Here is a 13,070-nt window from a genome sequence, read left to right on the forward strand (position 1 = left end):
ATATAACAAGATCTTCAAGAACAGTTTAGATCACATTTGTATATGATTTAACAGTTTCTCTTGAATTAAATTGAGTACTTAATGATAAAATAATAGAATATTTCTATTTATTTTATCTGATATATAAGTAAATATTCCCTATTTAATTTAGAATCACATCCGGTTATCCATATTAGATCTATACCGAGATAAGAGCTCTTTAACTTAGAGATAAATATGAACGATCCAAGAACAAAAATCCCGGAATATCTTTTGAAAAATTATTACAAATTAAAGCTGAAGAGAATTACAAAATATATTTGCTGTTAGATTAGAAGGCAACGCTAATGAAAAATAATAAACTGAAAGAGAATATCTTAATTTCAGAAGGTTTTATGAAACGTTTGATCTATTGCTTTTGTTTTGATAGACGTAAGTAAGTAATTTTATAGCTAATTGAGTATAAACAAGAGAAAGAATTGATGTTACCAAAACGAATAAACAAGAAGTACTTTTGGCATATGATGATATAGGAGATCCGCTTTGAAATAGTATACGTAAATAGATTTTGGAAACTTCAGGACAATAATATAATCGCTGATACTGCCACTTTTAGATTGTTTAAAATAGTTTTCGAGGAGCATGATAAATTATAGAAGGAATATATTCCCTATTGTTTTAGAAAAGCTACAGAAACCACACTTAAAATGGTGAAGCAGTGTTATCCATATATAATCTGCCAATGTGTACAGTCAAAGTGAAAATTTATTGCCTTCTGCTATTACCATTAAGAGGGCGAACCATATGTTTAGTACCTTTTTGGGTAATTATACACAGAAATGCAGTAGCGCCGGCGCGGCCAGGACTCCTTTAATCACTATAACTTACAAAGTGAAAGTAAATACTTTTGTATAAAACATTGTAGAGGAACCTAATCAACCTGCAAAATAGTGTGGTATGCAATTCACTAAACTCTCTGTTATTATACTAGCTAAACTTTTTTTACATACATTCTCGGAAACATTGAAAAATGTATTGTAAAACTGACTGATCTTCAGATTCGAAAGGAGATCTTTTTATAGGTTTTCCAGGCTGAAAATGACACCAGCCTACGACTGTTTGTGTAGAAAGTTTCTTTAAATCAACTTCATTTAAGCGCAAATTGCATTGATAAAAGCAAACATTGTATTTGTTCTTTTTTTTAGGCGAATTCTTAATAATGAAAGAAAGTCCGGTATTATCATTAAAGAATAATGAAATAATATCATTCTGTTTAATGGTCAGGTGATCTTCGAAAAACCGGAAAATTAATTGACAGTTTCCTTTTTGAGATTCTATTCCTAAGCCAAAATATTTCTCAATCAGTTCATCATAAAACCAATAAGTTTTATCTTGATATCCAGCTGTTTTTAAAAATTTTATTCTATTATATTTCTGTAGAAATTCAACCAGTATCTTGGTATCATTGTTAAAATGATAAACCAGATCATCACCACAAATTTCCCTACGCTCCAACACGGGGCTGTGTACTCTGGTAAACCGTAATAGGTTTTCTAAGAAAGGAAAACTCATTGAATTGAAATTGATTGTGTGATATTTAGCAGCCAAACTAGACATTTTAACGCATAGAGCTCTTAAAATAAAGTTAATTGCACAATGTACTACCTCATTTTTTCCTCATTCTTATAATTTAGTCTAAAATGTATACATATGTTTAAAAAAATTCCAGTCAATGTTATTATAGCAGTTCTTTTATTTTGCATTGCAGCCACTCTTTTTTTTCTATACCTCACTAATGATTTGTAGTGTTCTGTAGTAAACGACTTTAACGATTGAAGGTTTGATTGGGAGTATATTAGTATTCAGAACTGGTTAATGAAAACATCATCATATAAGATATGGATTAATTTCATCGAATATGTACAAACTCAATAGCATTCGTAAATTTTTATTATATCACTTTCTACCAGTTGTACTCTTCAAATGTGTATAAACAAGTAAACCTTCTGTATATTTTAAAACTGACAGCTAAAATATTCAACTTATAGTTCATTTATTTATGGTATAATCAATTCATTGATCAATAATGATATAGTTTCTAACTTCCTACGCTGGATCTATTAGTTAAATATACACCGAAAAATACAATTAAAATTCCCACTATATCCATAATTTTTATATTATCTCCAAAGGCTATCCAGGCCATGAACATTGTTACAGGGGGACCTAGATAAAATAAACTTGCGACCTTAGTAGCATTTAACCTGTCAATTAACTTCAGCATAAGGATATAAGCTCCTATTGAAACAGCCAATACCAGCCAGAGCATACTCCAAGTAAATTCTGACACCCATTCGGTTTTCAAATTTTCTACTAAAATTGCAGGTATAGCTAAAACAAGCATTGTAGCTAAACTTTGATAAAATAGGGATTGGTCAATAGGTAATTTTTCTTTTTTGTTATTAACATCCATTTTTCGCTGAATTAAAGTAGCAATTGTAATAGCTATAACAGATAACAAGGGGATAATATAACCGAAAATAGATCCTGACCTACTTAAATCTATTCGAAAAGCTACGGTAACTAGGACTCCTATAAAACCTATTATCAATCCTATCCATTGATAATAATTTGTTTTTTCTTTTGTAACATAACTCGAAAATGCACCAGTTGCTAGTGGTTGAAGAGCCACAATCAATGCAACAATCCCTGCTGGAACTTTAGTATTGAGGGCCAACAATACACAGGTTAACCAAACACCATGGGCTAAGAAACCAATGAGCATATTGATCCCTACAACTTTCCAAGTATACCATTTAAGTCTTTTTCTTATCAATAAATATAAAATCAATAAGATAGTTACCGCCAAATATCTTAAGAATATCAAAGTATATGGTCCTGTATATGGCAAGCCAAACTCTGCACCAATAAAACCAGAATTCCATAATAATATGAAAGCTAAAATTAGCAGAATAGTACTTTTTTTCATATCAATATTTCTAACCTGGATAGTATATTAATCTCACTTAATTCAGAATATACTCAATTTAAATATTTAAGAATAAAGTAGTAACGAATGTAAGAGATTAGAAGAATTAAGAAGCTTATATTTAGTCAAATTTTTCTTAATGAAGACTACTTGGTTTCGGATCGCTTTGAATGAAACAATTTTTGCTTTTCAGTAGGTCTAGGCATAACTAGCAGCACTATTTATTGGTTAATGTACAGGTTTGCATATACTTAAAGTGGTATGACCTGCTTTAGATAATTCTCCACTATAAGGGCAAGTATTGAATGATCGATTTGTAAATTACGTGCCTCCGCTGTAATTATAAAAATAAACACCCTTAACTTTCTTCCTGATTAGACTACCACTCATAAATTCTGCATCCAGAACTGATGTAATATCAATAAGTTTATTTCCGATTCATATTGTTGAAGCATTACATTATTTCTACTTATTTGAATCTGCTTTTATCTATCAATTCAAATTAGATAATTGTATTCCGCATCAAAGCAGAAAACCTTCAATACTGGTAGCTTTCAATTTTATTTTTACTACAGATACCAGTGACCTACTTCCGATTGAATGTCATTCTCGGCCAACCTTTCGTTTTTGTTTATCAAACCGGAATATAAATAAGGTACAAAGTTCTGGTACCGATGAGGCTCGTTCGGTATTGTAGGAAACAATTATCAAGAAAGCTCTCCTAGAGCTATCCGTAAGACATCTTTTACAAGGAATCCAAGAAACTATTTATTCCGCTTCTTTTCTTAGTAGCATGCCATTCATTTTAATTTCAGAAAAATAATATTTCCTAGCAATGACCAATAAAATTTTAAATTCAGCAAAGGAGAACAGCTACTGAAAGGCTGATCGCAAAAACGAGATGTGCTAATATTAAATGAAAATAGAATCTGCGTAAGAAAATTTTCTGTGGTGTTTTAGGAATAATAAACATAATTTTCCAGCCAATTATGCCTACTATCCCGATCCCTATTCCAAAAAAAAAGGTCGGAAGGGCATCCAGCTCCAGCCAATTGATTTTATAAAGAAAATAGAAAAACATTGTAAATATTAATCCTATAGTATAATGGATTAACCAGCCTAAAACATGATTTTTACTTAAAGGATGAGGGATGATAGAAGAATCATTTAAAATAGCGTTTATGAGATGTGGTTCTTGGAATTTTTGTTTTTTTAGCGACGATGATGCGTAGCTAAATAAAGTCATGCAACTAGTAGCAATTATCGAAATTAAAACTAATACGAAGAATGTTGAAAGCATAACAATAATTTTAATTAGTGAAAAACGGAAGAGGTATAATAAATAATACCCTAGTTCCGTTTCTCATCTCTTTTAATTAACTTTCTTTTTCAAAAGAAATTTTTGTGTTTACAGCATATGATACAATTTCATTATTAGATACGTTTGCATTCATCTCTTTCACATAGATGGACTGGATATTTTTCACACTTTTAGAGGCTTCTTGTAGTGCATTTTTTACAGCATCATCGAAACTAGTTTCAGATGTTGCTAATACTTCAATAACTTTTACAATACTCATAATCTTTTTTTTAAAGGTTTACACTTCTAAAATTAGCCAAAGAGACTAGAAGAAAACATCGGTTTAACAAACTATAACAAAAGGTTAATTGTTTTCTCTTAATAAAACCTAAAAAACGAAACCAGATCTCCATTATGACGTACAGAAAGTAAATCCGAAAATACCCCATTAATGGGGGGGGAGAAATAACGTTGTAGATAGTTAGAGTAGCATAAATTTCTATTTAACCTGATTTTATAAGGAATTGGATGAAATCTAATCATTTAATAGTCAGAGATATTTTATCTTTTACTTAATTTTAAAAATGAATCTATAACTATGCGCCAATTAATAATTAAAATTCCCAAAAAAAATAGAGACGCTGTTTCAAATACAATTGAGGATTATAAGGGAAAGAATACTTTTCATTTTACCTCAGACAAAAAAGAAGTTTTCTTTACACACTTACCTAACAACAAAGTCAATAATTTTCTAGAAAGTATAGATAAATTTGGAGAACCTGAGATTGCTATTATACCTCGTGGGATCATAACACTATACCCTCCTGCAATGGAGGCTCCAGAACAGGTAGCTGATGTCCAGCAAAAAAGCTCTCTTGAAATTTATCTAGGAGGTATTCAAAGTGTCGGTTCCACCTTTGGTCTTATTAGCTACTCATTTGTAGCAGGAATTCTTGTTTGGATAGGCTTATTTACCACCACGACTTATCTTTTAGTTGCCGCAATGCTAGTGGCTCCTTTTGCCGGCCCGGCTATGAATGCTGCATTAGGAACCGCAGCCGGTAAATTTGACCTATTAAAAAGGAGTTTACAAAGATATGGGGTAGCCATACTTACGGGAATTTTAGCAAGTTTACTTATGAGCGTATTATTTCCTATTCAAACCCTCACTCCTTTAATGGAGGAAGTCAGTCAGGTTTCGAAATTTGCAATTTTTCTACCTCTTGTTTCTGGCTTTGCTGGTGCTATTAACATTTGTCAAAGTGAAAGAGACAGCCTGGTATCAGGAGCAGCAGTAGGTATCCTGGTAGCTGCCTCACTAGCACCTCCTGTTGGACTTATTGGAATGGGGCTCTTTATGGGTGAATGGCAAGTTGTACAAAGCAGTCTCTATAGGATTATACTTCAATTATTAGGAATCCATTTATCAGCAACATTCATTTTCTACTATTATGGAAAAGTTACACCCAAAGGAGTAAGATTTGTGAATGGTACCAAACGTACTAGATTAATAACTACTACGATTGCAGTATTGGCAATGGGTATAATGATGTTCTGGCAATTTAGCCAGACTCCATATTACCGAAAAGCCAGTCTAAATACCGAATTAACTGAAGAACTTCAAAAACAGTTACTCAAATTAGAACCTTCAATTATAACTCTTGAGAAAAGCGTTTCTTTTACAAATACAAAATATAATAAAAGACCAGTAGCCATCTTCAATGCTACAGTACTAAAAGCAGATTTAGAAACCTCTAATCAGCAAATTGAAAAACAGATAATAAAACATCTTAAGGATAATATGGATTATGAAATAAATAATATTTACGAAGTATATCGCATTAATGTAGTAGAAAATTAATTATTTATAATTTTTCTGGGTATTATAGTAAAGTTTAGTGTTTACTAAAACCGATGTATATAGAAATAAACTGTTCTTAGTTTAAACGGAGTCTGCTGTAATAATTATAGAATTTAATTATTTAGAGTTGCGCTTTCAAAAATCAATAGATTTCTCTTCCAGTTCCATTACAATTTTTAAGGAAACTTCCATAACCAATAAATATACCTTCGAACATCCATCCAGTTTGCTCTTTCTAAAATAAATATCATAGTGTTTTCATTATTTTGTATTTTTTTTAATAAATGTTTATTCATTCCTTTAGAAAACATTATAATATTTAAATATTTCTTTTTTTTAAATCTATTTATTTTTGAAATAACCAAAAATGAAGATGATGATGAAGGCTAGCCTAACCCAAGAAAAAAAGAAGTTATATAAAAATCAGATGAATTCACGCCAAGCTCTAAAACGACTTGAGCGTAAATATACTTTTTCCGTTGCTGAAAAGGAAAAACTTCTAAAGATAAGCCATTGTGTAATTACCGGAATTGCCGAGAGTTCAGAGGGAGGTTTTGCTCAAGATGGCGAATTCCATTCAGCCCACGACACCGAAGCATTGGGGAGTGTACGCATTTCCTATTATTGTCCGAAGGATCGGAAACAAAAATTTTTAATCTTAAAAAAGGCTAAGAATTTATCTAATTCTAGCTCTGATAAGGTAATCAGATGGAGGGCAAAACGCATTTACAGAACTCTTATAGAAACCCACTGGCTCTATCGTAGAATAGTAGAGAACTGTAAAAAAATATATTTTAAGAGTATATTCAGCAAATTTGCTCACATACACTTCCAAACAGCAGAATTATTAAAAAATAATTACGACCTAGAAGAATACCGCCAATTTACTGAAAGTTCTCTACTCGAATTTAAAAAATTTCAACTTTTAGGTAAATCCGATTTTTTAAACCATTGTTTAAACAAAGAGCAAAAAATTTCAGCAAGTATAGAAACGTTAGTATTCTTAAACGTTACACCTGATGAAAAAAAACTTTTTAGAAATCAGATCCGTTATAGAGATGAGCATATGATAGTGACTTTAAAAAAACTAACAGAAGATACATTGATCTAATAATTAAACAATTACAAATTTAATTAAATCTTAATATCATGAAAAACTTAAAAGACCTGTTTGAACATCAACTGAAAGATCTTTATAGCGCAGAAACTCAACTTGTGGCCGCATTACCTAACATGGTCACACACGCCAAGTCAGCAAAACTTAAAAAAGCTTTTGAAGAACATCTAAAAGAAACCCAACAACACCAGGAACGCTTAAAGGATATATGCGAAGATATAGGAATCAAGCCTACGGGAGAAGTTTGTAATGCAATGAAAGGCTTGATTACAGAGGCAAAAAATTTTCTTGAAGAAGAAGTGGAAACTGATGCCGTTCGTGATGCCGGAATAATAGCAGATGCCCAAAGAATTGAGCATTATGAAATTTCAGGCTATGGTACTTTGGTTCGATACGCAAAAGAACTGGGCTATACCAATATTGCTGAAAAATTAGACAAGACCCTTCAGGAAGAATATGCTGCCGATGAGAAATTGAACAGCCTGGCAACCAACCAAATCAACAAAGAAGCGGAGTAACATATAACATAAAACAAAAGGCCATTCAGAAGTGTTTCTGGATGGTTTTTTAATCATTAAACTATAAAAATGGTAGAAGAAAGCAGTATAGGATTTTGGTTTAAGGGATACGACTATTTTCTGGATCAGTTTAATGCCACTAAAAATAATGTCTTAAAACGCAGACTTTTATTCAAAAAATATTATATCCTGCGTGGGGAAGAAGCAACTGCTTTATTCTATGATCCTGAAAAATTTTCCCGTCACAAGGCCACCCCAAAACGTTTTAAAAAAACACTTTTCGGCCTTAATGGAGTGCAGGGATTAGATGGGGAACAACATAAAGCCCGAAAACAGTTATTTATGCACTGTATGAATGTAGATTCGCTAAATCAGTTAAACACCTATTTTGATGAGGCTTGGTTTGAAGCTGTCGAAGACTGGAAAGAAAAAAATTCGATAAACTATTTTGATGAGATGGAGCGTATACTATTCAAATGCGCATGTAAATGGATAGGCCTTCCCTTTACAAAAAAAGATATAGTTAATCAGGTTCCCAGGATTTCAAGAATGATTAGTTCGGCCGGGAAAATAGGTATACAGCACTGGCGAGGAAGGAGCGCTAGAAAAGCAACAGAGAATTGGGTAAAGTCATTGATTAAAAACTACCGAAATGAGAAAAAAAATAGCGAAACTATATTCGATCGTTTTATTGGTTACAAAAATCCAAAAGGAAAACATTTACCTGATCAAACAGTAGCGGTAGAGATACTAAACCTGTTAAGACCAATAGTAGCCGTTGCCAGGTACATGGCCTTCAACTTAAAGGCTTTAGAAGATTATCCCTCTTATAAAGAAAAACTTAGAGAGAATTACGAAGAATACGGGGAAAATTTCATTCAGGAAGTCAGACGTTTTTATCCTTTTTTTCCAGTTATTTCAGGACGTATTCGTGAAAATTTTGAATTTAAAGGTCATAAGTTTACGAAAGGACAACGTGTACTATTAGATCTATACGCCACCAACCACTACGCAAAATTATGGAAAGCCCCTGAACGATTTTATCCGGAAAGATTTATGAATGCTCAAATTTCACCATTTAATTTAATCCCCCAAGGAGGAGGAGATCATTACAAAAACCATCGATGCGCCGGTGAATGGATTACTCTTAATTTAATGAAGCGCAACCTTTACTTTTTAATTCATGATATTAATTACACGGTGAAGAGTAAAAGTTTGAGAATTAAAAAAAATCAGTTTCCTCCATTACCGGCCAATGGGATTAAAATTTCAAAAGTGACGAAATTAAATTCGATGGAATAAATTATCTAAAAAAACGTATGATGAAAAAAGTGAAAGATAAGATTATGGATGAAGAACAATATGACATACTTCGGAAAAATGGAGTAAGCGAAAAAAAAGCTACGGAAATATCGGAAAACAACGAGTATTCTCAGGAAAAGAATATTAAATCCTATTCAAATGAAGAATTAAAAAATAATGCAAAAAATCTAGGGATTGATAATTATGAGAATATGGATAGAAATAGTCTAATAAGCGCTATTTTAGATTGTAGAAAAAATAATTCTAATAGATAATGAAATTTGATCTATTCGTATTCACAGTGTACTGTTTTTTAGGTAATTATGCTTAAAACATACAATTAGATTTAAGTGAGATCAAATTATTATTCAACTCAAATTTTATTTGAACCGATTTGATCAGAGTTAATGGTTTTGAATATCGAAATAGGTCATTCGTTAATAACTATATCGATTAACATTCCTGAAAATAACATAGAACAAAAATGTGCACCGTATGAAAATCCCTTACTGTAATCATGAATGAGCCGAATTATAATTTTATTCGGCTCATAAACTTCGTATATTTGATCTGAATAATGTATTTGTCTGGCTCATATGTATAACTGGCAACTTGAAAATTGGCCTTCTTTTGACTATAAGTCGAAAGCTATCGATGATATTGTGATTGAATTCGCTTCAGAGACAGGTGAAGTTAAAGGGATTATAGATAGCCTGCCTTCTGACTTTAGACAAGATGCGATTATACAATTTATGGTCGATGAGGCCATTAAAACTTCAGCGATTGAAGGGGAATATTACAGTCGTCAGGATGTAATGTCATCGATCAAAAATCGATTGGGTATTGAAGATGGTCCTACTATTAGAGATATCAAAGTCAGGGGGATTACAGAATTAATGGTGGAGGTAAGAGAAAATTTTTTCGAACCTCTAAGCGAACTATTAATTAAGGGATGGCATGCGATGTTATTTAACCGATCCAGGTATTTTCAGGCAGGGACTTATCGATCTGGAGAGGAACCCATGCTTATAGTATCAGGGAGATACGGGAGAGAAGAAATTCATTACGAAGCTCCTCCATCTCATTATGTTCCTATGGAGATGAAACAGTTCATACAGTGGTACAACGAATTTGAGATTGAAAATAATGAGATTCGTAGCTCATTGATCAAAACAGCTATTGCCCATTTGTATTATGAAACGATACACCCTTTTGAAGACGGGAATGGGCGAATAGGAAGAGCAATAGCAGATAAATGCCTTTCGGAATCTTTAAGTAGGGTATTGGTATTAAGTATATCTACTGCAATCGAACAAAATAAAACAGCGTATTACCAAGCCTTAAAAATGGCACAACGCTCCCTGGATATCACAGATTGGATTGTTTATTTCTGTAAGACTATCTTGACCGCCCAGAAAAATGCTAAAGCAGTTATTCGATTTATTCTAAAAAAAGCAAAATTTCTGGATCAACATCGGGAGAATTTAAATGATCGTCAGTTAAAAGTGATTTTAAAAATGTTTGATAAAGGTGTTGAAGGTTTTGAAGGAGGAATGACCGCAAAGAAATATATATCACTAACCAAAACTTCAAAAGCTACGGCTACCCGAGATTTACAGGATATGGCTTCTAAAGGAATTTTAAAACCACAAAGAGGAGGGCGGAGTGTACATTATGAGCTAAAATTCACATGAATTAATGTTAAAGTTTGTTAAAAGGTGCTGAATTTGGTGTATGTAGAAATATTCATTTATTTAAATATTTAATAATCAATAATTTACGTTTTTGGTTCGAGTCTCGTCCAGACCGCAAGATTGCAAAAAGCCTTTCAGAAATGAAGGGCTTTTTTTATGGATTGAATTTAGATAATTTAAGCACAGATTTTTTCACGCTTAAACAAAAAAAGATCCCATCATAAACTGATAGGATCTTCAACTTGAAATTCGTTATTTTTTGGCGCTATTTTAAGCTTCAGTAGAATTAAGATCTTCTAAGCTTACTTCAGTAATAAAATCTTCTTTAGGCGTTCTTACTTTTTTCATATTAACCAACCAGTCATTTTGGTCTTCACGATAACCCAACGGAAGTAATAAAGTACTTTTGTATCCTGTACCTTCTAATTGTAGAAATTTATCCATTTTATCGTTTAAAAAGCCTTCCATTGGTGTGGCGTCTACTTTTTGCTCGGCTGCAGCTGCAATTGCCATTGCAAAAGCAATATAACTTTGCTTTGAAGCGTGATGTGCCTGCCATTCCTGTCCAAGTGGAGCATAAAGGCTAAGGATGTTCGCTTTGTAATCGTCCATGGTGCTATGAGGAAGTTCTCTTTGATCCATCGTGTAGTTAAAGACTTCTGTAACTCGCTCGTCACTATAGCTGTCCCAGGCAGCGAACACTAAAAGATGTGAACAATCTACAACCTGGGCTTGATTCCAGGCGATATCTTTTATTTTTTCTAATAATGCTTTATCCGTAATAACAAAAACCTTGTAAGGCTGTAATCCAGATGAAGATGGTGAAAGCCTTGTGGCCTCTAAAATGTAATCTATTTTTTCCTGAGGAACTTTCTCCCCATTCATCTTTTTAGTGGCGTATCGCCATTTTAGATCGTCTATTAAACTCATATAGTTATTTAATTTTCTTCTTTACTATAGTGGTCTACAATAATTACAAAAGCTAACACTAACATTTAGTTTAGTAGCGATATTCTTTATTTTCAGACTTCATTTTTTGCTGAATAAAAAGCCTCGCTAGAGAATCTAACGAGGCAATCTTATTTAAAATACTTCTGAAGTCTTAATTCCAAACTTCCTGACAGATCTCGTTGATTAATTTAATCTTTTTCCACTGATCTTCTTCAGTAAGAATATTTCCTTCTTCGGTTGAAGCAAAACCACATTGCGGACTCAAACTTAAGCGCTCTAAATCCACATAATTTGCCGCTTCTTTAATTCGGTTTATAATAATTTCTTTATTTTCCAAAGTTGCATTTTTACTGGTAAGTAAACCCAAGATCACTTTTTTATGCTTCGGAATAAAACGTAAAGGCTCAAAACCTCCAGAGCGATAATCATCAAATTCTAAATAGAAATTTTCTACATTTTCCTTGGCAAAAAGCGTATCCGCCACAGGCTCATATCCACCTGAAGCAGCCCAGGTAGAATGATAATTTCCTCTACAAACATGGGTTGATAATCGAAGATCTTCTGGTAGATTTTCTAAGGCAAGATTGTTTAATTTAAGATAGGTTTCTTTAAGTTCTTCTCGATCAAAACCTTCACCGGCCATTGTTTTCCAAAAATCGGCATCACAAAGCATTGCCCAGGTGCAATCGTCGATCTTTAAGTCTCGGCAGCCCAGATCGTATAATTTAAGAATGGTTTTGTGGTAAGCTTCAGCAATATCTTTAAATAATTCTTCCCTGTCTGGATAGAACTTTTTCACGTATTCCTCATTATCACCTCGCACTAGCTCTGCAAATAATTGCGCAGGGGCAGGGATACTTTGCCTGGCGGTATGATCTTCTCCACAGTGTTCTTTCAGAAATAAAAAACTTTCAAAAACCGGGTGTTCAGGATTAAATTCTAGTTTTCCAGATAATCGAGCCGAATCTTTCCTGGTTTCTTCTCCCTGAAATAAATATCCCTGATCTTTCAAAAAGTGTTCGATACCGTGGAATCCCCAGAAAAAATCCAGATGCCAGTAGCTACGTCTAAATTCTCCATCAGTTAAAGCGGAAAGTCCTGCTTCTTTTTGATTTTCGATCAATTTGATGATCTCCTGATCTTCGATCTTTTTTAATTCTATTGCTGTTATTTCGTTTTTCGCGAATTGCTCTCTTGCATTTTTTAAAACTTCGGGACGTAAAAAGCTGCCTACAGCATCAGTTTTGTTACTGGTTAAATGATTACACATAATAAATTATTGTTAGGTTTTTATTATGGTCAAAATTATATATTAGGGTTGTTTTATCTAAACTGAAACTAATATTCGGTTATAATGAC

Annotated in this window: 12 protein-coding genes; 6 read left to right on the top strand and 6 right to left on the bottom strand. The window is 32.8% G+C overall.

Annotated features, from left to right (window positions below; all coding sequences use genetic code 11):
• Positions 1–981: 981 nt before the first annotated feature.
• The 4 genes from INR75_RS06250 to INR75_RS06265 form a co-directional block, all read right to left on the bottom strand.
• Positions 982–1,551 carry a hypothetical protein gene (locus INR75_RS06250; RefSeq protein ID WP_223091205.1) on the bottom strand — a complete coding sequence of 190 codons (570 nt, stop codon included), beginning with the start codon at positions 1,549–1,551 and terminating at the stop codon, positions 982–984.
• 526 nt (positions 1,552–2,077) lie between these two features.
• Entirely contained in the window at positions 2,078–2,968 is an 891-nt protein-coding gene (locus tag INR75_RS06255) for a DMT family transporter (RefSeq protein WP_223091206.1), read from the bottom strand.
• A gap of 856 nt (positions 2,969–3,824) precedes the next feature.
• Positions 3,825–4,268, bottom strand: a complete 444-nt coding sequence (locus tag INR75_RS06260) for a hypothetical protein (protein ID WP_223091207.1) — start codon at positions 4,266–4,268, stop codon at positions 3,825–3,827.
• Positions 4,269–4,344: 76 nt separating this feature from the next.
• A complete protein-coding gene (locus tag INR75_RS06265) occupies positions 4,345–4,548 on the bottom strand; it encodes a dodecin family protein (RefSeq protein WP_223091208.1) in 204 nt (67 codons plus the stop codon).
• 318 nt (positions 4,549–4,866) lie between these two features.
• On the opposite strand from INR75_RS06265, the gene INR75_RS06270 reads away from it, so the two are divergent.
• The 6 genes from INR75_RS06270 (at position 4,867) to INR75_RS06295 (ending at position 10,760) form a co-directional block, all read left to right on the top strand.
• Positions 4,867–6,129, top strand: a complete 1,263-nt coding sequence (locus INR75_RS06270; protein ID WP_223091209.1) for a DUF389 domain-containing protein — start codon at positions 4,867–4,869, stop codon at positions 6,127–6,129.
• 367 nt (positions 6,130–6,496) lie between these two features.
• The gene (locus INR75_RS06275) at positions 6,497–7,240 is read left to right on the top strand and encodes a hypothetical protein (protein WP_223091210.1); all 744 of its coding nucleotides are present in this window, start codon (positions 6,497–6,499) and stop codon (positions 7,238–7,240) included.
• 38 nt (positions 7,241–7,278) lie between these two features.
• Positions 7,279–7,764, top strand: a complete 486-nt coding sequence (locus INR75_RS06280; protein WP_223091211.1) for a ferritin-like domain-containing protein — start codon at positions 7,279–7,281, stop codon at positions 7,762–7,764.
• 69 nt (positions 7,765–7,833) lie between these two features.
• Positions 7,834–9,066 carry a cytochrome P450 gene (locus INR75_RS06285; RefSeq protein ID WP_223091212.1) on the top strand — a complete coding sequence of 411 codons (1,233 nt, stop codon included), beginning with the start codon at positions 7,834–7,836 and terminating at the stop codon, positions 9,064–9,066.
• 17 nt (positions 9,067–9,083) lie between these two features.
• Complete coding sequence (locus tag INR75_RS06290) at positions 9,084–9,341, top strand: hypothetical protein (protein ID WP_223091213.1); 258 nt, start codon at positions 9,084–9,086, stop codon at positions 9,339–9,341.
• Positions 9,342–9,662: 321 nt separating this feature from the next.
• On the top strand, positions 9,663–10,760 hold the full coding sequence (locus tag INR75_RS06295) for a Fic family protein (RefSeq protein WP_223091214.1): 1,098 nt from the start codon (positions 9,663–9,665) through the stop codon (positions 10,758–10,760).
• 270 nt (positions 10,761–11,030) lie between these two features.
• Here INR75_RS06295 and INR75_RS06300 read toward each other — a convergent pair whose 3' ends face one another.
• Positions 11,031–11,690, bottom strand: a complete 660-nt coding sequence (locus INR75_RS06300) for a nitroreductase family protein (protein ID WP_223091215.1) — start codon at positions 11,688–11,690, stop codon at positions 11,031–11,033.
• A gap of 172 nt (positions 11,691–11,862) precedes the next feature.
• Positions 11,863–12,981, bottom strand: coding sequence for a 5-methyltetrahydropteroyltriglutamate--homocysteine S-methyltransferase (locus INR75_RS06305; protein ID WP_223091216.1), 1,119 nt, complete (start codon positions 12,979–12,981; stop codon positions 11,863–11,865).
• Positions 12,982–13,070 lie beyond the last annotated feature (89 nt).

Source organism: Zunongwangia sp. SCSIO 43204 (genome assembly GCF_019904275.1).
Taxonomy (GTDB): Bacteria; Bacteroidota; Bacteroidia; order Flavobacteriales; family Flavobacteriaceae; genus Zunongwangia; species Zunongwangia mangrovi.